Source organism: Brotonthovivens ammoniilytica (assembly GCF_025566885.1).
GTDB lineage: Bacteria > Bacillota > Clostridia > Lachnospirales > Lachnospiraceae > Brotonthovivens > Brotonthovivens ammoniilytica.
Genome location: NZ_JAOQJQ010000001.1, coordinates 831,541 through 858,065, shown reverse-complemented (window position 1 = coordinate 858,065; position 26,525 = coordinate 831,541). Strand labels below are relative to the sequence as shown.

The following is a 26,525-nucleotide window of genomic DNA, read 5'->3' as shown; positions in this document are numbered from 1 at the left end:
AAGCCCTGCTGAAAAGTAAACTTTTCGCGGGGCTTTTCACATTCAGTTCCATGCATGGCTTACAGGGTTTCAAAGTCTTCTTCGTCCAGGAGTTCGTCGAAGCGGTCGGAGACTATTTCAAATTCGTCGTCGGATTCGATGTTTTCCAGGGAAGGGGTGCCGTTTTCGTCTTCGAAGTAGCGGTAAAGGTATACATCCCCTTCGTCGTTTCGTTCTCCGTTTTCCTGCAGCGGAACAAGGGCGATATAGTTTTGATCCTGCACTTCAAAAATAGTGTAGATTTCGCAGTCTACAGACACATTGTCGTCCAGATCCAGAGTGACAATAATGTCGGCCGGATCCAGAATGTCTTCCTCGATATTCTGGATTTCTTTATTTTTTTTCATAGATAAACCTTCACTTTCCATATAAGATCACGGGTTATATTTTGTATATTCCAAGTATAGGAAAGTTGTGGAAAAAAGTCAATTTATTTTACCTTCAGAAAGTATTGACAAATAAATCACCAATATATATACTTTGAATATCAAAATAAATATAAAAAGAATGATATACAAGTAAAGGAGACACTATTATGTTAGAAAAAATGAAACAGATGATCGCAGACCAGTTAGACATTGACGCAGCAGAGGTTAAATTAGAATCAAACTTTAAAGATGATTTAGAGGCTGATTCTTTAGATTTATTTGAATTAGTAATGGCTTTAGAAGATGAGTATGAAGTGGAAATCCCATCTGAAGAATTAGAATCTATGGCTACAGTAGGTGATATTGTAAATTACCTGAAAGAGCATGGTGTAGAAGAATAATTCAAAAGGATAAAAAAATGAAAACCAGAATTACAGAACTTTTAGGAATTGAACATCCGATTATCCAGGGAGGTATGGCCTGGGCAGCGGAACATCATTTAGCGGCGGCAGTATCCGAAGCAGGCGGTCTTGGACTGATCGGTGCTGCCAGCGCACCGGAGGATGTGATCCGCAGAGAAATCCGGGCAGCAAAAGAGCTGACAGATAAGCCTTTTGGAGTAAATGTCATGCTGCTGAGTCCTTATGCGGATGAAGTAGCAAAAGTAGTTGTAGAAGAAGGCATTAAGGTTGTGACAACCGGGGCCGGAAATCCGGGCAAATACATGGAAATGTGGAAAGCGGCCGGCATTAAGGTGATTCCTGTTGTGGCAAGTGTAGCCCTGGCACGGATGATGGAAAAGGCCGGTGCGGATGCTGTTGTGGCGGAGGGTACAGAGTCCGGCGGCCACATTGGAGCAGCAACTACCATGACTCTTGTTCCCCAGGTTGTGGATGCAGTAACAATTCCGGTGATTGCAGCCGGAGGCATTGCAGACGGAAGAGGCCTTGCGGCGGCTATGATGCTGGGGGCGCAGGCAGTTCAGATTGGTACAAGATTTTGTGTGGCCAATGAATGTATCTGCCATGAAAATTACAAAAAGAAAATTATTAAGGCAAAAGATATCGATTCTACTGTTACAGGACGTTCTCACGGACATCCCATCCGTTGTCTCAGAAATCAGATGACAAGAGAGTACATTAAGTTAGAAGAGCAGGGAGCGGGATTTGAGGAGCTTGAGCATCTTACCCTTGGCTCACTGAGAAATGCGGTGATTGACGGCGATGTAAAAACAGGTACTGTTATGGCAGGCCAGATTGCCGGAATGGTGAAAGAAGAGCAAAGCTGTGCCGAAATCATTGCGGACATTATGACAAAGGCGGAGAGCTTACTGAACAGATAGGAGAAAATCATGAAAAAAACAGCTTTTATATTCCCGGGCCAGGGTTCACAGTACATTGGCATGGGAAAAGATTTTTATGATACATATGCCTGTTCCAAGGAGATGATCGATCTGGCTGGTAAAGTAAGCGGCATAGATATGTATCATCTTCTTTTTGAGGAAAATCAGGAACTGGACATTACAAAATATACGCAGATTGCTATGCTTGCAGACGAGCTGGCAGTGTTAAAAGCAGTAGAAGAGAAAGGATTTTCTTCTACTGTCAATGCAGGGTTAAGTCTGGGAGAATACGCAGCCCTGGTTGCCTCTGGGGTTATGACACCGGAGGATGCCTTTAAAATCGTGGTAAAACGGGGGGCATATATGCAGGAAGCGGTTCCCACGGGAGGAGCCATGACGGCTGTTATGGGCCTTGACAATGAAACCATTGAGAAAATATGCCAGGAAACAGAAGGAATTGTTTCCGTGGCAAATTATAACTGTCCGGGACAGACTGTAATCACCGGGGAGGAAGGCGCTGTATCAGCAGCGGCAGATGCCTTAAAAGCGGCAGGTGCAAAACGGTGCGTGCCTTTAAAGGTAAGCGGCCCCTTTCATTCAGATATGCTTAAAGAAGCAGGTCTGAAGCTGGAAAAAGAGCTGGAACAGGTAGAAATCCATGATATTCAGACTCCGTATATTACAAATGTGACAGCTGACTATGTAACTAATAAAAATGAAATCCGCGGATTGTTAAAGGATCAGATTTCTTCTTCTGTGCGCTGGCAGCAGACCATTGAACGGATGATTGATGACGGTGTAGAAGTATTTATTGAGATCGGACCAAAGAAATCACTTTGCGGATTTATGAAAAAAATCAATAAAGAAGTTTCCGCTTATCATGTAGATAAGATAGAAGATCTGGATGTCCTTGTAAAGGAGCTGTCCGGTCAGGAATAAAGGATGAGAAAATATGTTGAATGGTAAAGTAGCATTAGTAACAGGTGCCGGGTCAGGTATCGGAAAAGAAATTGCAAAAATGCTGGCGGCCAAGGGCGCACAGGTAATGATCAATTATATGCACTCAAAAGAATCAGCAGAAGCTGCTGCGGCAGATATCAGGGATGCCGGTGGGAAGGCAGAATGCGTACAGTGCAGTGTCAATGATTTTACTGCAGTTCAGTCTATGATCAAGGAGATTGTTAAAAAATACGGCCGCATTGATATTCTTGTGAACAATGCAGGTATTACAAAAGACAATCTTTTGATGGCTATGAAAGAAGAAGAATTTGACGATGTCATTGATGTGAATTTAAAAGGCACATTTAATACGATGCGTCATGTTTATCGTCAGATGCTGAAACAAAAAAGCGGCAGTATTATTAATATTTCTTCTGTATCCGGTGTGCTTGGAAATCCGGGCCAGGTGAATTATGCTGCTTCCAAAGCCGGAATTATCGGTATGACAAAATCTATGGCAAGAGAGCTTGCCAGCCGCGGAATCCGTGTGAATGCAGTAGCCCCCGGTTTTGTTGAGACGCCTATGACAGATAAACTGCCTGCATCTGCAAAAGAGGCCGGCCTGGCCCAGATTCCTATGGGAAGATTTGCAAAGGCAGAAGAGATTGCTTCGGCAGTCTGCTTTCTGGCATCTGATGAAGCGGCGTATATTACCGGACAGGTGCTGTGTGTAGACGGCGGAATGGCAATGTAGGAGGAAGATATGAGAAGAGTAGTAGTAACCGGAATGGGAGCAATTACCCCGATCGGATTAAATGTTGCAGAATACTGGGACGGTTTGAAAGCCGGAAAAACCGGTTTTGGCGAAATCACATATTTTGATACAACAGATTATAAAGTAAAGATTGCGGCGGAAGTCAAAGGCTTTGCGGCCAAGGAATTTATGGACGGCAAAGCTGCAAAGAGAATGGAAAAATTCTCCCAGTATGCTGTGGCGGCGGCAAAGGAAGCCTTTTTGCAGTCGGGACTTGATATGGAACAGGAAGACCCGTACCGGGTAGGCTGTGCCATCGGATCTGGCGTCGGAAGTCTCCAGGCCATTGAGCGGGAGTACGAAAAACTGCTGAACAAAGGACCGGGAAGAGTAAATCCGTTATTGGTGCCTTTGATGATTACCAATATTGCGGCAGGCAACGTTTCCATTCAGCTTGGACTGAAAGGAAAAACAATCAATGTAGTTACCGCATGTGCCACAGGAACCCATTCTATCGGAGAGGGATACCGGAGTATTCAGCATGGGGAGGCAGATGTGATGCTGGCAGGCGGAACTGAATGTGCCATTACCCCCATCAGTGTAGCGGGATTCACATCTCTGACTGCATTATCTGCGAAGAATACACCGGAAAGATGTTCCATTCCTTTTGACAAGGACAGAGACGGATTTGTTCTGGGAGACGGGGCAGGTGTTGTAGTACTAGAAGAGCTGGAGCATGCAAAAGCCCGGGGCGCAAAGATTCTGGCTGAGGTTGTTGGATATGGCGCTACCAGCGATGCATACCATATCACATCTCCAGCAGAAGACGGTATGGGAGCGGCAAATGCCATGAAATTTGCCATGGAGGATGCCGGGGTGAAGCCGGAGGACATTACCTATATCAATGCCCACGGAACCAGCACCCATCATAACGATCTCTTTGAGACGAGAGCCATTAAAACAGCCTTCGGAGATCATGCATACAAGCTGAAAATTAATTCCACAAAGTCCATGATCGGACATCTTCTGGGCGCTGCGGGGGCGGTAGAGTTTATTGCCAGCATCCTGCAGATGAATCACAATTATATTCACCAGACAGTAGGATTAGAACAGCCGGATGAAGAACTGGATCTGGATTATGTACAGGGGCATGGTGTAGATATGGAATTTGATTATGCCATGAGCAACTCACTTGCTTTTGGCGGCCACAATGCTACCTTAATTGTTAAAAAATATAAATAGTCAGGAGCATGGAAATGGAAGTAGACCAGATTATTAAATTAATGGAAGCCGTTTCAAAAAACGGTCTGACAGAAATGTCCTATGAAGAAAACGGTGCCATTTTAAAACTGAAAAAAAGTAACGGAAAAATTCAGATGCAGCCTCTTCAGGTTCCAAACATGCCTGTGATGAATGCCGTACCCGTTGTAAATACAGAAGTATCTGCAGCAGGATTTGAAGGGAATGAAGCAGATGCGCAGCCTTCCGGCAATCATATGAGCAGTCCTCTTGTGGGAACCTTTTATGCGGCGCCTTCACCGGATGCGGAACCCTTTGTTAAGGTTGGAGATACTGTGAAAAAGGGTCAGGTTCTTGGAATTGTAGAAGCCATGAAACTGATGAATGAAATTGAATCTGAATTTGACGGGATTGTAAAAGCAATCCTGGTAGAAAATGGCGAGCTGATCGAATATGGTCAGGATATGTTTATTATTGGATAGGAGGCAGTATGTCTGTATTAACAACCAAGGAAATTATGGAAATCATCCCTCACAGACAGCCATTTCTTTTAATTGATACCATTGAGGAGCTAGAACCCGGGAAACGTGCGGTAGGCAGAAAATGTGTCAGCTATAATGAACCGTTTTTTGCGGGGCATTTTCCACAGGAGCCTGTAATGCCAGGAGTTTTAATTTTAGAAGCGCTGGCTCAGGTGGGTGCAGTGGCAATCTTAAGCTGCGAAGATTTTAAAGGGAAAACGGCTTATTTTGGTGCAGTTAATTCTGCTAAGTTTAAGAGAAAAGTTGTTCCGGGAGATGTGTTAACCCTGGAACTAGAAATTGTCAAACAAAAAGGACCCATTGGCGTTGGAAGCGCAAAAGCTTACGTAGACGGTAAGGCTGCCGTTATTGCCGAGCTGACTTTCGCCATCGGTTAACAGGTGTGCTTATGTTTCAGAAAATATTAATTGCAAACCGGGGAGAAATCGCGGTGCGGATTATCCGTGCCTGCCGGGAGCTGGGAATTAAATCTGTTGCGGTTTATTCAGAAGCTGACAGGGAGGCTCTTCATACACAGCTGGCGGATGAAGCCATCTGTATTGGAAAAGCCTCCCCGGCTGACAGTTATTTGAATATGGAGCGTATTTTAAGCGCTACCATTGCCAGCAAAGCCGAAGCCATTCATCCGGGGTTCGGATTTTTATCTGAAAATTCAAAATTCGTGGAGATGTGCGAAAAGTGTAATGTAACCTTTATCGGCCCTTCTTCGGAAGTGATTCATAGAATGGGCGATAAACAAGAAGCACGAAAAACAATGATGAATGCCGGAGTTCCGGTAGTTCCTGGTACGAAAGAGGCTGTATTTTCTGCCAAAGAAGGGCAGAAGCTTGCTGATGAAATCGGATATCCCGTGATGATCAAAGCGGCCAGCGGAGGCGGCGGAAAAGGAATGCGGATCTCCCGTTCGGCTCAGGATTTCTCGGATAATTTTAAAGTGGCTCAGCAGGAATCTGTAAATGGATTCGGGGATGATACTATGTATATTGAAAAATATGTAGAGAGCCCCCGCCATATTGAGTTTCAGATACTGGCAGATAAGTTTGGAAATGTAGTGTCTCTGGGTGAAAGAGACTGTTCTATACAGAGACGCCATCAGAAGATGATTGAAGAATCTCCGTCAGCAGCGCTGGATGAAAAGCTTAGGAAAAAAATGGGAGAAGTTGCTGTTAAAGCGGCAAAGGCTGCAAATTATGAAAGTGCAGGAACCATAGAATTTCTACTGGATAAAGAAAAAAACTTTTATTTCATGGAGATGAATACAAGGATTCAGGTGGAGCATCCGGTGACGGAAATGGTAACAGGGCTTGATTTGATTAAGGAGCAGATTACCATTGCAGCCGGAGAACCACTGCGGTTTAAACAGAAGGATATAAAGATCAGCGGCCATGCCATTGAGTGCCGCCTGAATGCGGAGGATCCTTCCAGAAACTTTATGCCGTGCCCGGGAAAGATCGAATATCTGCATCTGCCGGGAGGAAACGGTATCAGGATTGATTCTGCTATTTATTCCGGATATGTAATACCGCCATACTATGATTCTATGATCGCGAAGATTATTGTATTTGCAAAAGACAGGGCGTCAGCCATTGCGAAAATGCGCAGTGCGTTAGGCGAAGTAAATGTAGACGGCATTGTAACAAACCTGGATTATCAGTATGAGATTATCAATCACCCGGTATTTCTGGCCGGAGAGGTGAATACTCATTTTATTCAGGATTACTTTGAACATGAATAGGAATTAAGGTGACTGATTGTGTTAAAATTTAAAAAAGGCAATTATATTTCACTTCCGAAAAAAGAAAGTGATCTTCCGGAGGGGCTGTGGATGAAGTGCGACGGGTGCGGCCAGATGCTGTACAAAGAAGATGTTGTGCATAATCACTACAGCTGTTATAAATGCGGAAAATATTTTCGCCTGTCAACGAAAAAAAGAATTCGCCTGATTGCTGACAGAGGAACATTTGAGGAATGGTTTACAGATCTTGAAAATTCAAATCCTCTGGATTATCCCGGGTATCCGGAAAAAATTGAGTTCCTCAAAGACCGGTGGAAAATTGATGAAGCTGTAACCTGCGGGAAATGTAAGATTCACGGGGAAGAAGCGGCAGTCTGTATTTGTGACGCCAGATTCCTTATGGGCAGTATGGGATATGTTGTAGGTGAAAAGATTACAAGGTCCGTGGAAAAAGCCACGGAATTAAGACTGCCGCTGATTATTTTTACCTGTTCCGGCGGAGCCAGAATGCAGGAAGGAATGGTTTCCCTGATGCAGATGGCAAAAACTGCTGCGGCCCTGAAAAAGCATTCAGATGCAGGACTTTTATATCTTACTGTTTTAACAGATCCTACAACCGGCGGGGTAACAGCAAGCTTTGCCATGCTGGGAGATATTATTCTGGCTGAGCCGGGGGCGCTGGTGGGATTCGCAGGTCCCCGTGTTATTGAGCAGACCATTGGACAAAAGCTTCCGGAAGGATTCCAGCGCTCGGAGTTTTTAGTGGAGCATGGACTGATTGACGGTATTATTGAACGGGATAATATGAAGGGAACTCTTGCAAAGCTCCTTCAGATGCATCATAAAGTAACAAAAGAAGAGGCGCTGATCCTGACAAAGCTTGCTATACCTGGACAGCGGTTTGAAAACCAGGAAATGGAAGCCTGGGAACGTGTGATGATTGCGCGAAGTGCAGGACGTCCCACCGCTCTTGATTATATCAATGAGATTTTTGCGGACTTTGAAGAATTTCATGGTGACCGCCATTACGGAGATGACGGCGCTACCGTTGGGGGAATTGCATATCTGGACGGATGTCCGGTAACTGTCATCGGACAGCAGAAAGGGCGGAGCACAAAGGAAAATATTAAACGTAACTTTGGCATGCCCTCACCAGAAGGATACCGGAAGGCTCTGCGGCTGATGAAGCAGGCGGAGAAGTTTCATCGTCCTATTATTAATTTTGTAGATACTCCAGGTGCATTCTGCGGCCTGGAAGCCGAAGAGCACGGACAGGGAGAGGCCATTGCCAGAAATCTGATGGAAATGTCGGGACTGAAAGTTCCTGTACTGACAATCGTAATCGGGGAAGGCGGAAGCGGCGGCGCTCTTGCTCTTGCAGTAGCCAATGAAGTCTGGATGATGGAAAACGCTACGTATACCATTCTCTCCCCGGAAGGATTTGCTTCTATCTTGTGGAAAGACAGCAAGCGGGCGCCGGAGGCGGCAGGTCTAATGAAAGTTACAGCAAAAGAGCTGCACAAGCTGCATATTATTGATAAGGTGATTGCAGAACCCAAGCCCGCCTGCAACGAAAATCTGCTGGCTCTCAGTAAATTCATGCGGAAAAATATCCGGAAATTTCTTTATGAAAATCTGGATAAATCCGGAGAACAGCTTGCAGAAGAACGCTATAATCGTTTTCGAAATATGTAGACCAGTACGTATAAAACAGCCGCGGCCGGCAGATAACATATCTAAAGGCCGTGGCTGTTTTGCGCGTATGAGAAGGGAATAGTCTTGTACCGTCTGTTTGTTCTATGCTATAATCAAAAAATATGGAGAAAAATAAAATGAAAGAAACACAGGTGGGACTTAATGGATTTGCATTAAAAATGACAGCAGTTGTATCTATGCTCTGCGATCATCTGGGAAAGGTATTTTTCCCAGACTGCATCATTTTAAATATAATCGGACGTCTGGCATTTCCGCTGTTTGCATTTGTCCTGGCAGAAGGATTTCTGCATACAAAAGATGTAAAAAAATATATGCTGCGTCTGCTGATTTTTGCATTACTATCAGAGATACCTTATGACCTTGCAAGAACCGGCCATTTATTTAGCTGGGACAGTCAAAATGTATTCTGGACGCTGCTGTTTGGAGTTTTTATGCTGTATCTGGTCCAAAAGACCGGCTCTGTGGGAGGGCAGTTTGTGATTGTAGTGGCGGTTATGGCAGCTGCTATGATTGCCAGAACGGATTATTCCGCTTTTGGAATCGCAGTGGTTTTTGTTTTTTACTTTTTTTATCATCGGCCTGCCTGGAAGTATCTGGCCTTTACAGTTCTTATGCTTTTGATGGGAAATACCGTACAGATTGCCGCAATTGCATCTGTGCTGCCTATGGCGCTGTATAATGGCAGAAGAGGAATTTCCTGCAAATACTTTTTTTATGCATTTTATCCCTGCCATCTTATGATACTGTTTTTAATTTCTGCTTATCTGTATCCGGTTGTATGGCAGCATATTCTGGTATAGATAATAAGGAGTTTGATATGAAAATATGGAAGCATTTTCGCACAATTACACATCATAAATGGCTGGTTATGAAGGGCTGTTTTAAAGTGGGGCTGTACAGACAGGGGCTGCTTCATGACCTGTCCAAATATTCACCGGCTGAATTTTTTGTTGGCTGCCGCTATTATCAGGGAGATAAAAGTCCCAATAATGAGGAGCGGAAAGAAAAAGGATATTCCTCTGCCTGGCTGCATCACAAAGGGCGCAACAAACATCATCTGGAATACTGGATTGATTATGCCCTTCCGCCGGAGCATGGCATGACAGGAATGCGGATGCCAAACCGGTATGTGGTAGAAATGTTTATTGACCGGGTAGCGGCCTCTAAAAATTATCAGAAGGAAAAATACACAGACAGAAGCGCTTTGGAATATTATGAATGGGGAAAGGATCAGCATATCCTGCATCCGGAAGTAAGACAGCTTTTAGAGCGGCTTCTTCATATGCTGGCCGAAGAGGGGGAAGAGAAAACCTTTGCCTATATCAGACAGGAGGTTCTCTCAAAGAAACAGCAGTAAAACGGTGGTTTCATTGACTTCTGTAATTTAGAGTGATAAACTAAAACAAGCTTTGAAAAAGAGAGGGTTACACATATGATCAACGATAAAAAAGTTTTGTTCAGCGGAATGCAGGCCACAGGAACACTGACGCTTGGGAATTATCTGGGAGCTTTAAAGAACTGGGTAACGCTCAGCGACGAGTATGAATGCTTTTACAGTGTGGTAGATCTGCATTCTATTACAGTAAGGCAGAATCCTGCGGAGTTAAGAAAACGCGCAAGAAATCTTCTGACTTTATATATTGCGGCTGGGCTTAATCCGGAGAAAAACTGTATTTACTATCAGTCTCATGTTTCCGGACATGCAGAGCTTTCCTGGATATTAAATTGTTTTACTTATATGGGTGAGTTAAACCGAATGACACAGTTTAAAGATAAGTCTGCAAAACATGCGGACAACATAAATGCGGGTCTGTTTACTTATCCGGTTTTGATGGCGGCTGATATTTTGCTGTATCAGGCAGATGTAGTTCCGGTAGGCATTGACCAGATGCAGCATCTTGAAATTACAAGAGATATTGCACAGCGTTTTAACGGTATTTACGGGGATGTGTTTACGATTCCGGAAGCCTATATCGGGAAATCTGGAGCCAAGATTATGAGCCTTCAAAATCCCGATAAGAAAATGTCAAAATCAGACGAGAATCCCAATGCCAGCGTTTATCTCATGGACGATCCGGACACGGTAATGCGGAAATTTAAACGTGCGGTAACAGATTCCGAAGGCTGCATCTGTTACCGGGAAGAGCAGCCCGGTATTAAAAATCTGCTGGATATTTACTGTGCATGTAATGGCTTAACACCGGAGCAGGCGGTGAAAGAATTTGACGGCAGAGGTTACGGTGAACTGAAAATGGCAGTAGGGGAAGCCGTTGTATCGGTCTTAAAACCGGTTCAGGACCGTTTTGCAGAACTTTCCAAAGATAAGGCTTATATTGACGGGATTATAAAAGAAAATGCCGAAAAAGCCAATTATTATGCCACGAAAACACTTCGGAAAGTTCAAAAGAAGGTAGGATTCCCGGAAAGAGTACGTTAAGTGTAATATACCCAGGCTGCTAAAGGAGCTGCATATCTTCAGGCAGAGGGGCTTCAAACTGCATAAGCTTTCCCGTTATGGGATGAATAAAGGACAGGTGCGACGAATGGAGCGCCTGTCTTTCTATGTACCGGTAATCCGGATGATATAAAAAATCACCGATCAGGGGATAGCCTGCATATTTCATATGAACCCGGATCTGGTGTGTACGTCCGGTTTCTAATTTCAGACGGATTAAGGACAGATCTTTTTGGCTGTTATAAAGAAGCCGTCTGTAGTGGGTGATGGCAGAGACTCCGAGCCTGGTATCTACACAGCGTGCAATGGCCGAATCAGAAGTCCTTGCAATAGGAGCATTTACTGTGCCCTGCAAAGGCGGGCATCCTGCAACGATAGCGGTATATTCTCTGGAAATCTCACTGAGGCCGGAATGCCGGGCCAGGATGGCCCCGGAAAGCATATGTCTGGCCAGTATAGTCAGACCGCTGGTATCCCTGTCCAGCCGGTTAATACAGCGGTAGACATAAGGGGTGTTCTGCCTGGCAAAATAGGCGGCAGCAGCATTTGCCAGGGTGTTGTCATAATTATTCATGGAAGGATGAATGGGCATACCTGCAGGTTTGTTTATCACTAAGATATCTTCATCTTCGTAAATAACAGGGAAGGGCAGCTTATCATTGGGAACAATTTTTTCAGAACCTGTATCCTCCAGCAGGCGGATGGTCAGTGTATCATCTGCCTGCAGCTTTTCTGATACATAACTCCAGGAGCCGTTTTTTAAAATCCCTTCCGGGGTTTTTTTCAGATGTACCATAACGCTGTGAGAATAGCCCTTTGCCTTTAAAAATTCCAATATAGTGGAGCCGTTTTCTTTTTTGGTCATATGATATTCAAATATACGTTTCATGTCAGCCAGTATAGCACATTTTTTCAAGAATATGAATGGGAAAAGCACAGACAACATGGCCGAAACATAGAATATAATAAGTTCCGCCAAAAAAGAGGTGCTTTTTGAAAACATTTCTGATGCCATTGGATGCGGAAGAAGAAAAGTATTATCTGGCCCTGTTAGAACAGGGAGACTGTAATGCAAGAGAAATCCTGATTGAACGCAATATGCGTCTTGTGGCACATATTGCGAAAAAGTACCAGAATGCGGAAGAGGACATGGAAGAGCTGATTTCCATTGGGACGATTGGGTTGATTAAGGCTGTAAACACCTATAACGGAAAAAAGGGGAACCGGATAGGGACTTATGCAGCCAGATGTATTGAAAATGAATTGCTGATGTATTTTAGGGGAAGAAAAAAAGTTTCCAGGGAAGTGTCGTTATATGAACCCATTGGTACAGACAAAGAAGGAAATCAGATAAAATTAATGGATGTAGTGGAGAGTGATGCGCCGGAACTGCCGGAGGCGGTGGAGCTGCGGAAAAATGTGGCAAAACTGTATCAGCTGGTTCCGGACATTTTGTCAGAAAGAGAACGCTATATTATCTGCAGACGTTATGGATTATACAATTGCAGACCATTAACACAGCGTGAGATTTCAGAAGTTCTGGGAATCTCACGTTCCTATGTAAGCCGCATTGAGAAAAAGGCTCTAGAAAAATTAAAAGCCGAATTATCAAAATAGACCGGAAGGTAAAGTTTCGAGGACAGATTCTTAACTTTCCGGTTTCATGTGACAATTTCATATTTCTGGAAAAAAGGCAAAACATGTGATATCATAGTTTTGTCTTTTTATCTTTTGTTCCCGGAAAGGGGATTCTTTGTAAAGAGCAGATCGCTTATTTATTCCATACGAAATATAAATATATGTACAGTATTGTAAAAAGCGCAGTGCTGCGCGGAGTGGAAGGCATTTTAATCCAGGTGGAAGCGGATATTTCGCCGGGAATGCCTTCTTTTGAGATGGTTGGTTTTCTTGCATCAGAAGTAAAAGAAGCGAAAGAGCGGGTGCGGATTGCGTTAAAAAACAGCGGCATATTGCTGCCTCCAAGAAGAATTACCATTAATTTTATGCCGGGAGATCTCAGAAAATCCGGCTCCTGGTTTGATCTGGCCGTGGCAGCAGCCATTTTGCGGGCAATGAATGAAATTCCGGAGGGAATCCTTAAGCGGTCACTGATCTTTGGGGAGGTAGGGTTAAACGGGGAAGTGCTGCCTGTCCGCGGGATGCTGCCGGCAGCAGTTCTTGCCAGAGACCATCAGATTCCCCTGATGTTTGTGCCGGAGAGCAATCTGCAGGAGGCATCTGTACTGGATGGTGTGGTCGTGATTCCGGTTGCTTCTGTAGAAGATTTTATTCGTATCTGCAAAAGCCAGAATCCGGAAAAATCTGCCTGCAGGGTGCGGACCACACAAAAGCAGGCAGAGTACAGAGAAGACTATTCTGAAATCAGAGGGCAGAGAATGGTAAAGCGGGCCTGTGAAATAGCGGCTGCGGGTATGCATAATCTTTTAATGATCGGCCCTCCGGGATCAGGAAAAACTATGGCGGCAAAAAGACTGCCTACGATCCTGCCCAATATGACAAAGGAAGAGATGCTTTCCCTGGCCCAGGTATATAGTGTCAGCGGAAAGTTTCAGGTACTGCAGGAAGATGATGTATTTCAGATTCAGAGACCCTTTCAGGCGCCTCATCACACCATTACTGCACAGGGCATGTGCGGAGGCGGCCGTTATCCGGTACCCGGGGCCGTCAGCCTGGCGCATAAAGGGGTGCTGTTTTTAGATGAATTTCCGGAGTTTCCAAGACCGGTGATAGAGCTTTTGCGTCAGCCTCTGGAAGATAAAAAAATCCGGATTGCCAGACTGGAGGGAACTTATGAGTACCCCTGTGATTTTTTACTGCTTGCAGCTATGAATCCCTGCAGATGCGGTTATTATCCGGATCTTAAAAAGTGCAGGTGCACGCCCTCTTCGGTGCGCCGCTATCTCAGTAAAATATCAAGGCCAATACTGGACAGAATTGATATGACAGTGGAAACAAAAAGCATTCCGGCCTCAGAGCTTTTCCGTCAGAAACCCGGAGAGTCCTCAGAACAGATCCGCAGGCGTGTACAGGCTGCCCATGAGATACAGCGGCAGAGATTTTTAAAGAAAGATTACAGCTTTAATTCTCAGATACCTTCAAAAGATATGGAGTGCTGGTGTGAAGTAAATGCAGAGACCCAAGCATATCTAGAAGAACTGTCCGGCCGTGAATCCTTTTCTGCCAGAGGTTATTATAAACTGTTAAGAACTGCCAGAACCATTGCTGACCTGGAGGGAAGTGAGAAGATTCAGATGTGCCATGCCACGGAAGCTTCCGCCTTCCGTATGGCCAAAAGAAAATACTGGGAGGGGCAGGATGAATTATAAGTACTGGTTTGCATCTGTTGTGGAACTGTCCGGAGCAAAAAAATGTGAGATCATAAATTCCGGGTATTCTCCGGAGGAAATCTATCATATGAATGAAAAAGAGCTGTTGATGTTTTGCTCCTTTTTTGAGATAGAAATGGATGTTTTTACAAACGCCAGAACAAAGGAGGCGTATTTGTATGATGATATGGAGCTGAAAAATAAGAATATATCCTTTGTGACCATCAGAGACGCCGGCTATCCGGAAAAATTAAAGCGGATACAAAATCCTCCCTATGCTTTGTTCTATAAAGGCAAACTTCCGAAAAACCAGGTGATGGCCGCTATTGTTGGAGCAAGAAAGTGTTCTGAATATGGAAGGATTACCGCCGAAAAAATCGGCAGAGCACTGGCAGAAAATCAAGTCCCGGTGTTAAGCGGCCTTGCTCTTGGCATTGACAGTGCCGGACATTGGGGTGCATTAAAAGGCGGTGGAAAGACCTTTGCTGTGCTTGGCTGCGGTCCGGATGTGTGTTATCCCAAAAGTGCAGGAAATCTTTACCAGAATATTCTTGCATCAGATGGTGGTATGATATCAGAGTATTTACCCGGCATGCATCCCCTTCCGGCATTTTTCCCTGCAAGAAACAGAATTATCAGTGGTCTGGCAGATATAGTGATTGTAGTGGAAGCTAGAAAACGCAGCGGGTCTTTGATTACTGCAGATTTTGCCCTGGAGCAGGGGAAAGAAATATTTGCTGTTCCGGGCAGGTGCTGCGACCCGGAAAGTGAGGGAACAAACCGTTTAATTTACCAGGGTGCGGGGATTTTGTATGACCTTGATCTGTTTTTAGAAGACTGCAATTTAAAACTTGAAAAAAGTATGAATATTCAGAAACACCCGCAATTGGGACTTGAAAAAGAGGAACAGTTGTTGTATAGTTGTCTGGATTTGGAACCAAAATTTTTAGATATTATTATAGAAGAAACAGGTTTATCTATGGTTCAGGTTTTAAATCTTTTGTACCGTCTTCAAAAAAAAGGACTGGTGAGAGAATGTTATAAAAATTATTTCAGCAGAAGAAGTTATTGATAAAAAGCTGATTAAAAGGGGTATATATGGCTAAATATCTGGTAATCGTGGAATCACCTGCCAAGGTGAAAACAATAAAGAAATTTTTAGGTAAAAATTATGAAGTAGCTGCATCCAACGGGCATGTGCGGGATATGCCCAAAAGCCAGCTGGGCATTGACGTGGAGCATGGTTATGAGCCAAAGTATATAACAATCCGGGGAAAAGGAGATATTCTTGCAAATTTACGAAAAGAAGTAAAAAAGGCAGATAAAGTATTTCTGGCAACTGACCCCGATCGTGAAGGTGAAGCTATTTCCTGGCATTTGTCCAAAGCATTAAAGCTGGAAGATAAAGATATTCACAGAATTACATTTAATGAGATCACAAAGAATGCGGTAAAGGCATCTTTAAAACAGCCAAGAGATATTGATATGCATCTTGTGGATGCCCAGCAGGCCCGAAGAGTATTAGACCGTATGGTAGGATACCGGATCAGCCCGGTTTTATGGGCAAAAGTAAAACGGGGGTTAAGTGCAGGGCGCGTTCAGTCTGTAGCGCTGCGCATTATCTGTGACCGGGAAGAGGAGATTAACGCATTTATTCCGGAAGAATACTGGTCACTGGATGCTGTGCTTAAAGTAGAAGGTGAGAAAAAGCCTTTAACGGCAAAATTTTACGGAGATGAAAACGGGAAAATTGTCATTCATTCTGAAAAAGAATTAAAAGAGATTCTGGACCATCTAGAAGGCGCTCATTACAAAGTCCTAAGTGTTAAGCGGGGGGAGCGTACAAAAAAAGCTCCGCTGCCTTTTACCACCAGTACTCTGCAGCAGGAAGCCAGCAAGCATTTGAATTTTTCTACACAAAAAACCATGCGTCTGGCTCAGCAGCTGTACGAAGGTATTGATATTAAAGGAAATGGCACTGTTGGTCTGATTACGTATCTTCGTACGGACTCCGTCCGGATTTCAGAAGAAGCAGAAGCACTGGCGGGCGCTTATATTTCTGAAAATTATGGACCTGAGTATGCCGCGAAGGATGCCGGGACCAAAAAAAACAATAATAAAATTCAGGATGCACATGAGGCCATCCGTCCCACCGATATTGAACGGACGCCGGTAAAAGTAAAAGAATCTCTCACAAGAGATCAGTTCCGGCTGTATCAGCTGATCTGGAACCGTTTTACAGCCAGCCGTATGCTTCCGGCCCAATACGAGACGATATCCGTAAAAATCGGAGCCGGGATTTACCGGTTCCAGGTATCTGCATCTAAAATTAAATTCCAGGGCTATATGTCGGTGTACAGTCTGGATGAAGAAAAGGCGGAGAGCACATTTTTAGCAAAATCGCTGGATGAAGATTCTGTGCTGACCTGCCTTGAGACAGACCCAAAACAGCATTTTACCCAGCCGCCGGCTCATTATACAGAAGCCTCTCTTGTAAAATCCCTGGAAGAGCTGGGAATCGGGCGTCCAAGTACTTATGCTCCTACAATTACCACGCTCCTTGGCAGACGTTATATTGTAAAAGAAAAGAAAAATCTGTATGTGACAGAGCTTGGAGAAGTTGTAAATCATATTATGAAAGAAGCATTTCCGGTAATTGTCGATGAACATTTTACTGCCAATATGGAATCTCTTCTGGACAGTGTGGAGGAGGGAAGTATTGAATGGAAAACCATTATCAGCAATTTTTATCCGGATCTTGAGAGCGCTGTTGAAACTGCGGAGAAAGAAATTGCCAAAGTCGAGATTGCAGATGAAGTTACAGATGTCATCTGTGAAGAGTGCGGCAGAAATATGGTGATCAAATACGGACCTCATGGCAGATTTCTTGCCTGCCCGGGCTTTCCTGACTGTCGGAATACAAAACCATATTATGAAAAAATCGGTGTTTCCTGCCCGAAATGTGGTAAGGACGTTATTCTGAAAAAGACGAAAAAAGGAAGAAAGTATTACGGATGTATTGACAATCCGGAATGTGATTTTATGTCCTGGCAGAAGCCGTATAAAGATAAATGTCCGGACTGCGGCGGTTATATGGTTGAAAAGGGAAATAAAATTGTCTGCGCAGATGAGCAGTGCGGTTATGTTATGGATAAACCCAAGGAAGAAGAAAATTAAGGAATTTTCAAACAACTTATTGAATTTACAGAAAAATAGTGCTAAGATTACAGCGGTGTCGTGATTTTAGCACTATTTGTCTGAGACAGTCAGGCACTGATAAAGAATATGCATTTGATAATTATGGAGGAAGATTATGAGCAGCGTACGTCTACTGGATAAAACAAGAAAGATTGGCAAACTGCTTCACAACAATAGTTCTACAAAGGTTGTGTTTAACGATATCTGCGGAGTTCTTGCTGAGATTCTTGGAGCAAATATACTGGTGATCAGCAGAAAAGGCAAGATTCTTGGAATCAGCCGCAGGACTGATGTCCCGGAAATCCATGAGTTGATTTCAGATACAGTAGGGGGCTATATAGATCCCTATTTAAACGAACGTCTTTTGGAGATTTTATCAACAAAAGAGAATGTAAATTTGGAAACCTTAGGATTTACCAATACAGATATTGGTTCTTACGCCGCAATTATATCGCCAATTGAAATCGCCGGAGAAAGACTTGGAACATTGTTTGTATACCGGCTGGAAAAACAGTTTGAAATTGATGATATCATTTTAACTGAATACGGTACCACTGTTGTGGGACTTGAGATGCTTCGTTCTGTTAATGAGGAGAACGAGGAAGAAAACAGAAAGCAGCAGATTGTTAAATCTGCCATCAATACATTGTCCTATTCAGAGCTTGAGGCCATTGTTCATATTTTTGACGAGCTGGAAGGAAGAGAAGGACTGCTTGTGGCAAGCAAGATTGCAGACCGTGTGGGGATTACCAGATCTGTAATTGTAAATGCCCTTCGGAAATTTGAGAGCGCCGGAGTGATTGAATCGCGCTCTTCCGGAATGAAGGGCACCTATATCAAAGTTTTAAATGATGTTGTGTTTGAAGAAATTGAGGAAATCAGAAAAAACCATAATATTTAACATATCAGATGTGCAGCACTTGGGAATAGAATATTGTCAGCAAAGCTGATCCCAATCGCGCACCAAGTCTCGCGAGAGCAAGACTTGAATTTTCGAAGCTGTTTGGCCAAGGGGGCTGAATGGATAAGATTTTGGATAAGATTTTCCGGTATTTTAAAGGAAAAACTATTGAAACAAGTATTCGGCTGTGGTATAATGACCCGGTCTGAAAAATTAGTAAACACATATGCGGACTATCGGGCATGGTGCTTTAGAGTAAGCCGGAGGGTGAGATGCATATGGAAGATCAAACCATGGAGGTAGAAAAAATGAGCGTTATTTCAATGAAACAGTTATTAGAAGCTGGTGTACATTTCGGACATCAGACAAGAAGATGGAACCCTAAAATGGCTCCGTACATCTACACAGAGAGAAATGGTATTTATATCATTGACCTTCAGAAATCTGTAGGGAAAGTAGATGAAGCATATGATGCAGTTGCTGATATTGCAGCACAGGGCGGTATCATCTTATTTGTTGGTACTAAGAAACAGGCTCAGGATGCAATTAAAGCAGAAGCAGAGCGCTGCGGCATGTTCTATGTAAATGAGAGATGGTTAGGCGGAATGCTGACAAACTTCAAAACAATTCAGAGCCGTATTGCTAGATTAAAAGCAATTGAAAAAATGGCTGAAGACGGAACATTTGATGTTCTTCCGAAAAAAGAAGTTATCAACCTGAAAAAAGAATGGGATAAATTAGAGAAAAACCTTGGCGGTATCAAAGATATGGGAAGAGTTCCGGACGCTATCTTTGTTGTAGATCCTAAGAAAGAAAGAATCTGTGTTCAGGAAGCTCATACACTGGGAATCCCACTGATCGGTATTGCAGATACAAACTGTGATCCGGAAGAACTTGATTATGTAATTCCTGGAAATGATGATGCCATCAGAGCAGTAAAATTAATCGTTTCCAAAATGGCAGATGCTGTTATTGAAGCAAACCAGGGAACCATCGAAGCAGATGTTCCTTATGCTGATGAAGAAGCAGAAGACGCTGCAGTAGAAGAATAAAATTTGTTACCAGACGGACGACAGTAACTAATTATAGGACAGACATAATTTCATGCCTGTCCTATGTCATGATAAAATAATCGGAGGTAGATCGTTATGGCAATTACAGCAGCAATGGTAAAAGAATTAAGAGAAATGACTGGCGCAGGAATGATGGACTGCAAAAAAGCTCTTGGTGAAACAAATGGCAACATGGAAGAAGCAGTAGAATTTTTAAGAAAAAACGGCCAGGCAAAAGCAGAGAAAAAATCCGGACGTATTGCAGCAGAAGGTCTTGTTCGTGTTGCAATGGATGGTGAAAATACAGCAGCAATTGTAGAAGTTAATTCTGAGACAGATTTCGTTGCTAAAAATGAAACATTCCAGGCATATGTTGAATCTGTAGCAGCTCAGGCTGTTAAATCTGATGCAGCTGACATGGATGCTTTCATGGCAGAAGCATGGATTGAAGACGGAGCTAAAACAGTAAAAGAAGCTCTGGTTGAGAAGATCGCTGTGATCGGTGAAAACTTAAACATCAGAAGATTCCAGAAAGAAACCGTAGAAAACGGATGCATCGTTTCCTATATCCATGGCGGCGGACGTATCGGCGTATTAGTAAAAGCTGAAACAGAAACAGTTAATGATACAGTAAAAGAAGCTTTAACAAACATCGCAATGCAGGTTGCAGCTTTAAATCCAAAATATGTTTCTTCTGCAGATGTAAGCGAAGAATACAAAGAGCATGAGAAATCCATTCTTCTTGCACAGGCTAAAAACGAAAATCCGGACAAACCGGACAATATCATTGAAAAAATGATTATCGGCCGTCTCAACAAGGAGTTAAAAGAAGTATGTCTGTTAGAGCAGGTATATGTAAAAGCAGAAGACGGAAAACAGACTGTAGCAAAATACCTGGATCAGGTTGCAAAAGAAGCAGGATCCGCTGTAAAAATCACAGGATTTGTTCGTTTTGAAACAGGCGAAGGTATTGAGAAAAAAGAAGAGAACTTTGCAGAAGAAGTTGCAAAACAGATGGAAATGTAATTTCCTAAAAGAAAAGGTGCTTGAAGCCCTTGAAAATCCCGTAAAACGGGCGTTTTCAAGGGCTTTTTTGCGTTCTATAAATATATGGCTTTTGCCAGAGTTAAAGAAAGAGAGGGAATGTCAATGAAGAATGATGACAACAAGATCAAAGATGTAAAAAGCACTGTAAATCTGATCTCCGGGACCTATACATTGCCCCTGATCAACAAACTATTTTCCAACAGTCAAAGGATTGAGGATATGGATGATATTTATTTCTCCATAACTGCATTGGTGGATGCAGACAGAATCAGCGAGGCGTTCCATATGATAAGGGGATTGTTTGGAATTGCCGGTATGGAATATCCGCAGGAGATCGTACAGTTGGAAAAATCGGAAGAACTTCAGGAATCTTTCGCGTCAGAATTTATTTTTGATTTTTATGACGTGATTGAGGATAAGAGGTTAGAAACAGAAGAGGAGAAAATTCCCGTTTAATAGGCGGGAATCATACATAGCCACACTACTTTTGGATACATAGACAATCTGTTTTTAGGAAGTTTTAATGAGAATATATTTCATAATTATGGAAGTGGTATATTGCTTGATAAAAAAAGATATTTTATAATTATTTTGGGGCAGAGATTAGAATATTCAACAGAATATTTTGTCTCCTAGTGTGCGAGGCATAAAAATGAGGAATATCCAGTACTTTTTAGTGCTGATTCGTCCATATTTTACGGATGAAATGAAATCAGATGGACTAGATAACACTAGATGGACAAAATGAATTTGTGACTTTTTGCAGAGAAAACTCGTAACGCAGATAGGGTTAAAGAAAATAGTAAAGTGTGGAGGTAAATCATGAGATTATTGGTACGAGATTTAGAATCAGTATCTTTGGTAAAAGTAAATGGAAAAATATATGATGATATTAGGGTAAATTTGCAGAGCTCAGTAAATAAATTATTAACACAAGCCTTTGATATACCTTTTGAAGAAGGTGATTTTATCGAAAGAAAGTTGAAAAATGGTATAAATGAAAAATACATAATTTTAAAAATAAATTTTTCAGAAAATCTGATTAATATGGATATTGAGAAAGTTACGGATTTAGCTAGAAATAGAGGAGAAACTCTAATGGGCGAAGAGAAAAGAATAGTAAACAATACAAATAACTTTTATGGAGAAGCAAGGGGAGTACAAATACAACAAGGTACAAACAGTTCTTCACAAAACCAGACAATAATGCAAGATTTCAATTATGATAAAGTAAAAGAAGTTGTAGGACAAATTAAAAAGTATGATAGTATGTTTGATGAAGAATATGGGGAGAATGTGTCAGAGTTAAGAAATAAGATTGAAGAAATAGAAAAATTATTACAAAAGAGAGAGAATCCAAGTAAAATAAAAGTATTATTGACAGAAATTAAGAATATATCTCTTGGAGTGGCAAGAAGTATAATCGCATCAGGTATTGTTACAGCTATTAGCTCGATAATATAGGCGGTGAATAAATATGGGAATAGTAATTGAACTACAAAAAGAGGCATTAGATGAAAGTATATCTATAGAATCTTTGATGAGAAAGGCATACCTAGTAGCTAGAAAACTTAATTTGAAAGATTTTGAAGAATGGATAAGTCAGGAACAGAATGGATATAAGCAGGAAGTGCCAGAATATCGAAATATAGGGGGAGAAATAAAAGCATGGAATCCTTATCATGGATGGATACCAATGGTTTTATCTGCTGATATAACAGATTTGGTTTCCAAAATGCCAATACCTACTTCGATTTCTGAATTGCAAGATATATATAATTCTAGTGAGGGAACGGTATGTTTATCCATAAATGGAACATTAACAGAATGGTTTAACTCTAATACAGATTCTATTCCAACCAAGTATCGTTTTTTTTCTACAAAAAGTGAATTATATAGAATTATGAGTACAGTAAGAAATAAGATTTTAGATTGGGCATTACTTCTTGAAGAAAATGGAATAGTGGGCGAAGGAATGACGTTTACTGGTGTAGAGAAGGAAAAAGCTCAGAATAATCAAGTTATTAATCATTATACAAATAATTTTTATGCAGAAGTTTCTGATATAGATGTCAAGCAAGGAGAATAAATAGTTTTTATATATTTGATAAAAGATATTGTTCAGTACATAGCCGGAAGGTTTTTAATCTACGAAAATCATCCGGCTTTTTTCATGCCCTTTTTATACATAGTCATTTCTTACAATCATTGTGGGAAGATGGCTATTAAATTTTTCAGAAAGGAGGGAAACCGTGATGTCAAACTGCAAAGTAATTGCAATTGCCAATCAAAAAGGCGGCGTCGGAAAGACCACAACCACAGTCAACTTGGGAATTGGACTTGCAAAAGAAGGAAAGAAAGTCCTGCTCATCGACGCAGACCCGCAGGGAGATTTAACTACCTGTCTTGGGTGGAAAGACGGGGATCATTGAATACCACCTTGGCGGATCTGATGAGAAAGGTAATCCGGGAGGAAGAACTTCAAAAAGGGGAAGGCGTTTTACACCATAAGGAGGGTGTTGACTTGATTCCCGCAAATCTGGAACTGTCTTCTATGGAGATGAACCTTGTAAATGCCATGAGCAGGGAACTGACGCTGCGTAATTATCTGAAGGATATCAAGAAGGACTATGAATACATTCTGATTGACTGTATGAAGCATAAAACAAGGCATAGAGCAGTTCTTGGCAGCGATGTGTTCGGCAATATTACAAGGCTTGATAACGCCCTTGAAAACATTGAAAAGAAATTAAAACTGGCAGAAGAACAGCATGAGAATCTGCTGGCACAATATGAGACAGCAAAGACAGAGGTGACGAAAGAAGTCGCAAATGAAGACGAACTGAATGAGAAAACCAAGCGACTCGATGAGCTGAATATTCTTTTGAATATAGATAAGAAGGGGAATGAAATCTTGGATGAGAAAGAGGATACAGCCGTTGAAACTGCACGGGAGGCGGGGGAAATAGAAAGGCGACAAAGTGTATCTTTGTGGTATAATTTATATGTAATACAAAGATACGGTACATAGAAATACTGTTTTTATCGAACAGTTGTGTTACATTACCAGCTGTTTAAAAGGTTTGAATTTAGCATATATGTGCAGTAAAATGAAAGAGAAAATCGATGTAAGGGGTGATTACCGATGAAAGCAAAAGAAGAAACGAAACTCCAAATTCGTAACAGCACGGTGGATTTTCTTGTTTTTACAAAAGACGCAAAAGAGGATGGCATTGAGGTAAGAATACAAGACGGCGATGTATGGCTGACGCAGAAAGCAATTGGAGAATTATTCGATATAGATAGAAGTGTCGTTACAAAACATCTGAAAAATATTTTTGAAAGTAAGGAATTGGATGAAAATTCAACTTGTGCAAATTTTGCACAAGTTGCTGATAACGGTAAGACATATCAATATAAATTCTATTCGTTATCGGCAATTATTGCTGTAGGGTACCGAGTCAATTCTGGCAGAGCGACACAATTCAGACAGTGGGCGACGAAAGTTTTGGATACATTCACAAAACAAGGATATGTACTTGATAAAAACAGGCTAATTAACGGACAGATTTTTGATGAGGATTACTTTGAACACTTAATTGCGGAAATTCAGGAAATTCGTGCAAGTGAGCGTCGATTTTATCAAAAAATCACCGATATATATGCAACAGCAGTAGATTATTCTGTTGATAGTGTAACAACGAAAGAATTTTTTGCTGCCGTTCAAAACAAAATGCATTTTGCAGTTCATGGAAATACAGCGGTTGAAGTAATTGTACAAAGAGCAAATCACCAAAAAGAACATATGGGACTCACCTCGTGGCGTAATGCACCACATGGAAAGATTGTAAAAACAGATGTATCAATTGCAAAAAATTATTTATCCGCACCGGAAATGCAGGAACTGAATGAAATCGTTACCATGTATCTGGATTATGCTGCAAGACAGGCGCGAAGACATATTCTCATGACTATGGAAGACTGGGCTTCAAAATTAGACGCATTTTTACAGTTTAACGATGCGGAAATCTTAAAGGATAAAGGCAAGGTTACGGCAGCGGTAGCGAAAGCTTTTGCAGAAAGCGAATTTGAAAAATACAGGGTAATACAGGATGGATTGTATCAAAGTGATTTTGATAAGTTAGTTGAAGAACTTGATAAATAAATTTTAATTTGTCTTTCGCATTGTATATGAAAAACACCATGAAAAACGAGAAGGCAAAGAATATAAGTCCCTTGAATTTTTCATAGGTTATCTAGCAGCTCATAAGAAATCAGCAGGTTCATACGGGTATCCGGATTGTCAAGGTAGCAGGAAATAAGCTCCCGCAGTTTTTTTAGCCGGTAGGTTAGGGTATTGCGGTGCAGATTCAGCGCGTTTGCAGTTTGTGACTGACTGCGTTCATATTTCAGATACATATGAAGGGTATGACTGAATTCTGTTTGGTGTTCCAGATCATAGGCTTCTAGCTGTGTGACTACTGCATGGATAAGAGTTGTCTGGACATGCTGCTTCATGACAGTAAATCCATATTTCATGATATAATCCTGTGTATGATACATTTCCCCTATATTTTGGGGAGAAAACTGTGCGGCAATTTTTGTCTGCTCAAAATGTTCTGACAATAATTTTAAATCTGTAAAAGGACTGCTGTAGCATCCGTAATAGTTGCTTTTTTTCAGCCAGGGGATGATATCCTGGCAGATAAAAGAAAGTTCTTTTTGATTTAGATTGCATAATACGCATACATAACTATCATGGGTGAGCGCGTAGGCATATGGGAACAGATCATTAATAGTATGGCATAAATGTGTATGGATATTATACTGTTCAAAGGTATTAACCATAGTAATCAAAATTTTGGGGTCATCAAACTGCCAGTTTAGGAGCTTTAAATGCCGGTTGAAATTTTCGTAATCACATTCTTGATTTGAAAGAGCAAAATGAAACATAGAATCCAAAAAAAGCATAGACTGCTGTTGAGGAGAAGAGGTAAACCACATGTCAATGTAATGACAAAAGGCAGTAAATAAATCAAGTGTCCCCTGAGAAAGACTCTCTCCCTGTACTAGTATATTAGTGACACCAACCCAGACGTTATTCAGGAAAAAATTATAACAATAGGTTTTGTGCGGCAGAATATCTTCGTTTACAAGATAGACGCCCCGGATTTGAAAAAGATTTTTGGCATAGTGCTGATTAAATTTCAGGATAAAGTCAATGTTGGTACTTCCGTATTCTGCAAGTTCATGCCAGTAACGATCCACATACTGATCATGATATAAGGATGAAATGGCAAGAAGTCTTTGACCGGAATCCAGTACAAATACAGGCTCTTTCAATATTTTTTCACTTCGTTTTAAGAGATCAGGGATCAGGCATCCATGAGATAACAGCTTTAAGATATCGGTATTCCATTTGGAATAAAATTCAATTGCTTCTATAACAGCATTTAAAATTTCTGCTATATCATTAACCGGAAGAATAATCAGATCATTTCTATTGGAGCATACAACATGATGGCCGCTGTTGTTTGGAAAAAAATCACTGAGTCTGCCAATGTAGAGTGTGTTGTCTTTTGAAATGTTGTTTTGGGAGAACAGTCGTACGGTTTCAATCTCCATTTTTCCAGATTGAATCTGTAGCTTTGGATGATAACCCTTCAGCCAGTCTGCAAAAATCCACATGCTTAATTTCATATAGTTTCCCCTTCCATGAAAGTTTGTTACTATCTTAGTTCAAAATGAACAATAAGACAAGCTATTATATGAAAAAGTATTTGTCATTTTAGCTGTTTATTGTTCAACTATAATAGAATAGAATAAATCCATAATATAAAAGGGGGATTTG

Annotated in this window: 26 protein-coding genes and 1 pseudogene; 24 read left to right on the top strand and 3 right to left on the bottom strand. The window is 41.7% G+C overall.

Annotated features, from left to right (window positions below; all coding sequences use genetic code 11):
• Positions 1–59 precede the first annotated feature (59 nt).
• A complete protein-coding gene (locus OCV88_RS03945; protein ID WP_158424290.1) occupies positions 60–386 on the bottom strand; it encodes a DUF1292 domain-containing protein in 327 nt (108 codons plus the stop codon).
• 188 nt (positions 387–574) lie between these two features.
• Here OCV88_RS03945 and acpP point away from each other — a divergent pair, with 188 nt between their 5' ends.
• The 12 genes from acpP to trpS all read left to right on the top strand — a co-directional run bounded on the left by acpP (position 575) and on the right by trpS (position 11,111).
• Positions 575–808, top strand: a complete 234-nt coding sequence (gene acpP / locus OCV88_RS03940; RefSeq protein ID WP_158424289.1) for an acyl carrier protein — start codon at positions 575–577, stop codon at positions 806–808.
• 17 nt (positions 809–825) lie between these two features.
• Positions 826–1,749 (top strand): enoyl-[acyl-carrier-protein] reductase FabK, encoded by a 924-nt coding sequence (fabK, locus tag OCV88_RS03935; protein WP_158424288.1) that lies wholly within the window; start codon positions 826–828, stop codon positions 1,747–1,749.
• A 9-nt stretch (positions 1,750–1,758) separates the two neighbouring features.
• On the top strand, positions 1,759–2,688 hold the full coding sequence (gene fabD / locus OCV88_RS03930) for an ACP S-malonyltransferase (RefSeq protein ID WP_158424287.1): 930 nt from the start codon (positions 1,759–1,761) through the stop codon (positions 2,686–2,688).
• Positions 2,689–2,701: 13 nt separating this feature from the next.
• The gene (fabG, locus tag OCV88_RS03925) at positions 2,702–3,442 is read left to right on the top strand and encodes a 3-oxoacyl-[acyl-carrier-protein] reductase (protein ID WP_158424286.1); all 741 of its coding nucleotides are present in this window, start codon (positions 2,702–2,704) and stop codon (positions 3,440–3,442) included.
• 9 nt (positions 3,443–3,451) lie between these two features.
• Positions 3,452–4,684 carry a beta-ketoacyl-ACP synthase II gene (fabF, locus tag OCV88_RS03920; RefSeq protein ID WP_158424285.1) on the top strand — a complete coding sequence of 411 codons (1,233 nt, stop codon included), beginning with the start codon at positions 3,452–3,454 and terminating at the stop codon, positions 4,682–4,684.
• A 14-nt stretch (positions 4,685–4,698) separates the two neighbouring features.
• Entirely contained in the window at positions 4,699–5,163 is a 465-nt protein-coding gene (accB, locus tag OCV88_RS03915) for an acetyl-CoA carboxylase biotin carboxyl carrier protein (protein ID WP_158424284.1), read from the top strand.
• Positions 5,164–5,171: 8 nt separating this feature from the next.
• Positions 5,172–5,600, top strand: coding sequence for a 3-hydroxyacyl-ACP dehydratase FabZ (gene fabZ, locus OCV88_RS03910; RefSeq protein ID WP_158424283.1), 429 nt, complete (start codon positions 5,172–5,174; stop codon positions 5,598–5,600).
• Positions 5,601–5,611: 11 nt separating this feature from the next.
• Positions 5,612–6,958: an acetyl-CoA carboxylase biotin carboxylase subunit gene (locus OCV88_RS03905; RefSeq protein WP_158424282.1), complete on the top strand. Its 1,347-nt coding sequence runs from the start codon at positions 5,612–5,614 to the stop codon at positions 6,956–6,958.
• Positions 6,959–6,976: 18 nt separating this feature from the next.
• Complete coding sequence (locus OCV88_RS03900; protein ID WP_158424281.1) at positions 6,977–8,653, top strand: acetyl-CoA carboxylase carboxyltransferase subunit alpha; 1,677 nt, start codon at positions 6,977–6,979, stop codon at positions 8,651–8,653.
• 137 nt (positions 8,654–8,790) lie between these two features.
• The gene (locus OCV88_RS03895) at positions 8,791–9,474 is read left to right on the top strand and encodes a conjugal transfer protein TraX (RefSeq protein WP_262590671.1); all 684 of its coding nucleotides are present in this window, start codon (positions 8,791–8,793) and stop codon (positions 9,472–9,474) included.
• A gap of 17 nt (positions 9,475–9,491) precedes the next feature.
• Positions 9,492–10,031, top strand: coding sequence for a DUF5662 family protein (locus tag OCV88_RS03890; RefSeq protein ID WP_158424279.1), 540 nt, complete (start codon positions 9,492–9,494; stop codon positions 10,029–10,031).
• A gap of 75 nt (positions 10,032–10,106) precedes the next feature.
• A complete protein-coding gene (trpS, locus tag OCV88_RS03885; protein WP_158424278.1) occupies positions 10,107–11,111 on the top strand; it encodes a tryptophan--tRNA ligase in 1,005 nt (334 codons plus the stop codon).
• A gap of 19 nt (positions 11,112–11,130) precedes the next feature.
• On the opposite strand, the gene OCV88_RS03880 is transcribed toward trpS, so the two are convergent.
• The gene (locus OCV88_RS03880; RefSeq protein ID WP_158424277.1) at positions 11,131–12,018 is read right to left on the bottom strand and encodes an RluA family pseudouridine synthase; all 888 of its coding nucleotides are present in this window, start codon (positions 12,016–12,018) and stop codon (positions 11,131–11,133) included.
• A gap of 104 nt (positions 12,019–12,122) precedes the next feature.
• Here OCV88_RS03880 and sigK point away from each other — a divergent pair, with 104 nt between their 5' ends.
• From sigK to OCV88_RS03820, 12 genes and pseudogenes are all read left to right on the top strand, one after another.
• The gene (sigK, locus tag OCV88_RS03875; RefSeq protein WP_158424276.1) at positions 12,123–12,746 is read left to right on the top strand and encodes an RNA polymerase sporulation sigma factor SigK; all 624 of its coding nucleotides are present in this window, start codon (positions 12,123–12,125) and stop codon (positions 12,744–12,746) included.
• Between the two features lie 182 nt (positions 12,747–12,928).
• Positions 12,929–14,476 carry a YifB family Mg chelatase-like AAA ATPase gene (locus tag OCV88_RS03870; protein WP_158424275.1) on the top strand — a complete coding sequence of 516 codons (1,548 nt, stop codon included), beginning with the start codon at positions 12,929–12,931 and terminating at the stop codon, positions 14,474–14,476.
• Positions 14,466–15,548, top strand: coding sequence for a DNA-processing protein DprA (gene dprA / locus OCV88_RS03865; RefSeq protein WP_262590669.1), 1,083 nt, complete (start codon positions 14,466–14,468; stop codon positions 15,546–15,548). Before OCV88_RS03870 ends, dprA begins: the two co-directional genes overlap by 11 nt.
• 26 nt (positions 15,549–15,574) lie before the next feature.
• Positions 15,575–17,653 (top strand): type I DNA topoisomerase, encoded by a 2,079-nt coding sequence (topA, locus tag OCV88_RS03860; RefSeq protein ID WP_158424273.1) that lies wholly within the window; start codon positions 15,575–15,577, stop codon positions 17,651–17,653.
• A gap of 136 nt (positions 17,654–17,789) precedes the next feature.
• The gene (codY, locus tag OCV88_RS03855) at positions 17,790–18,575 is read left to right on the top strand and encodes a GTP-sensing pleiotropic transcriptional regulator CodY (RefSeq protein WP_158424272.1); all 786 of its coding nucleotides are present in this window, start codon (positions 17,790–17,792) and stop codon (positions 18,573–18,575) included.
• Positions 18,576–18,883: 308 nt separating this feature from the next.
• A complete protein-coding gene (rpsB, locus tag OCV88_RS03850) occupies positions 18,884–19,627 on the top strand; it encodes a 30S ribosomal protein S2 (protein ID WP_158424421.1) in 744 nt (247 codons plus the stop codon).
• Positions 19,628–19,723: 96 nt separating this feature from the next.
• Entirely contained in the window at positions 19,724–20,653 is a 930-nt protein-coding gene (tsf, locus tag OCV88_RS03845; RefSeq protein ID WP_158424271.1) for a translation elongation factor Ts, read from the top strand.
• A gap of 123 nt (positions 20,654–20,776) precedes the next feature.
• Entirely contained in the window at positions 20,777–21,130 is a 354-nt protein-coding gene (locus tag OCV88_RS03840; protein WP_158424270.1) for a hypothetical protein, read from the top strand.
• A gap of 366 nt (positions 21,131–21,496) precedes the next feature.
• Positions 21,497–22,138, top strand: coding sequence for a hypothetical protein (locus tag OCV88_RS03835; protein ID WP_158424269.1), 642 nt, complete (start codon positions 21,497–21,499; stop codon positions 22,136–22,138).
• 13 nt (positions 22,139–22,151) lie between these two features.
• Positions 22,152–22,763 (top strand): AbiTii domain-containing protein, encoded by a 612-nt coding sequence (locus OCV88_RS03830; protein WP_158424268.1) that lies wholly within the window; start codon positions 22,152–22,154, stop codon positions 22,761–22,763.
• 166 nt (positions 22,764–22,929) lie between these two features.
• Positions 22,930–23,330: pseudogene (locus tag OCV88_RS03825) on the top strand (ParA family protein); the annotation flags it as partial.
• Positions 23,331–23,819: 489 nt separating this feature from the next.
• A complete protein-coding gene (locus OCV88_RS03820) occupies positions 23,820–24,839 on the top strand; it encodes a virulence RhuM family protein (RefSeq protein ID WP_158424265.1) in 1,020 nt (339 codons plus the stop codon).
• An 80-nt stretch (positions 24,840–24,919) separates the two neighbouring features.
• On the opposite strand, the gene OCV88_RS03815 is transcribed toward OCV88_RS03820, so the two are convergent.
• Positions 24,920–26,374 carry a PucR family transcriptional regulator gene (locus OCV88_RS03815; RefSeq protein ID WP_158424264.1) on the bottom strand — a complete coding sequence of 485 codons (1,455 nt, stop codon included), beginning with the start codon at positions 26,372–26,374 and terminating at the stop codon, positions 24,920–24,922.
• Positions 26,375–26,525: the final 151 nt, after the last annotated feature.

Excerpts from the sequence above, each read along its gene's own strand:
- OCV88_RS03945 (WP_158424290.1), bottom strand. The coding sequence starts at position 386 with ATGAAAAAAAATAAAGAAATCCAGAATATCGAGGAAGACATTCTGGAT.
- acpP (WP_158424289.1), top strand. The coding sequence starts at position 575 with ATGTTAGAAAAAATGAAACAGATGATCGCAGACCAGTTAGACATTGAC.
- fabK (WP_158424288.1), top strand. The coding sequence starts at position 826 with ATGAAAACCAGAATTACAGAACTTTTAGGAATTGAACATCCGATTATC.
- fabD (WP_158424287.1), top strand. The coding sequence starts at position 1,759 with ATGAAAAAAACAGCTTTTATATTCCCGGGCCAGGGTTCACAGTACATT.
- fabG (WP_158424286.1), top strand. The coding sequence starts at position 2,702 with ATGTTGAATGGTAAAGTAGCATTAGTAACAGGTGCCGGGTCAGGTATC.
- fabF (WP_158424285.1), top strand. The coding sequence starts at position 3,452 with ATGAGAAGAGTAGTAGTAACCGGAATGGGAGCAATTACCCCGATCGGA.
- accB (WP_158424284.1), top strand. The coding sequence starts at position 4,699 with ATGGAAGTAGACCAGATTATTAAATTAATGGAAGCCGTTTCAAAAAAC.
- fabZ (WP_158424283.1), top strand. The coding sequence starts at position 5,172 with ATGTCTGTATTAACAACCAAGGAAATTATGGAAATCATCCCTCACAGA.
- OCV88_RS03905 (WP_158424282.1), top strand. The coding sequence starts at position 5,612 with ATGTTTCAGAAAATATTAATTGCAAACCGGGGAGAAATCGCGGTGCGG.
- OCV88_RS03895 (WP_262590671.1), top strand. The coding sequence starts at position 8,791 with ATGAAAGAAACACAGGTGGGACTTAATGGATTTGCATTAAAAATGACA.
- OCV88_RS03890 (WP_158424279.1), top strand. The coding sequence starts at position 9,492 with ATGAAAATATGGAAGCATTTTCGCACAATTACACATCATAAATGGCTG.
- trpS (WP_158424278.1), top strand. The coding sequence starts at position 10,107 with ATGATCAACGATAAAAAAGTTTTGTTCAGCGGAATGCAGGCCACAGGA.
- OCV88_RS03880 (WP_158424277.1), bottom strand. The coding sequence starts at position 12,018 with ATGAAACGTATATTTGAATATCATATGACCAAAAAAGAAAACGGCTCC.
- OCV88_RS03870 (WP_158424275.1), top strand. The coding sequence starts at position 12,929 with ATGTACAGTATTGTAAAAAGCGCAGTGCTGCGCGGAGTGGAAGGCATT.
- dprA (WP_262590669.1), top strand. The coding sequence starts at position 14,466 with ATGAATTATAAGTACTGGTTTGCATCTGTTGTGGAACTGTCCGGAGCA.
- topA (WP_158424273.1), top strand. The coding sequence starts at position 15,575 with ATGGCTAAATATCTGGTAATCGTGGAATCACCTGCCAAGGTGAAAACA.
- codY (WP_158424272.1), top strand. The coding sequence starts at position 17,790 with ATGAGCAGCGTACGTCTACTGGATAAAACAAGAAAGATTGGCAAACTG.
- rpsB (WP_158424421.1), top strand. The coding sequence starts at position 18,884 with ATGAGCGTTATTTCAATGAAACAGTTATTAGAAGCTGGTGTACATTTC.
- tsf (WP_158424271.1), top strand. The coding sequence starts at position 19,724 with ATGGCAATTACAGCAGCAATGGTAAAAGAATTAAGAGAAATGACTGGC.
- OCV88_RS03840 (WP_158424270.1), top strand. The coding sequence starts at position 20,777 with ATGAAGAATGATGACAACAAGATCAAAGATGTAAAAAGCACTGTAAAT.
- OCV88_RS03835 (WP_158424269.1), top strand. The coding sequence starts at position 21,497 with ATGAGATTATTGGTACGAGATTTAGAATCAGTATCTTTGGTAAAAGTA.
- OCV88_RS03830 (WP_158424268.1), top strand. The coding sequence starts at position 22,152 with ATGGGAATAGTAATTGAACTACAAAAAGAGGCATTAGATGAAAGTATA.
- OCV88_RS03820 (WP_158424265.1), top strand. The coding sequence starts at position 23,820 with ATGAAAGCAAAAGAAGAAACGAAACTCCAAATTCGTAACAGCACGGTG.
- OCV88_RS03815 (WP_158424264.1), bottom strand. The coding sequence starts at position 26,374 with ATGAAATTAAGCATGTGGATTTTTGCAGACTGGCTGAAGGGTTATCAT.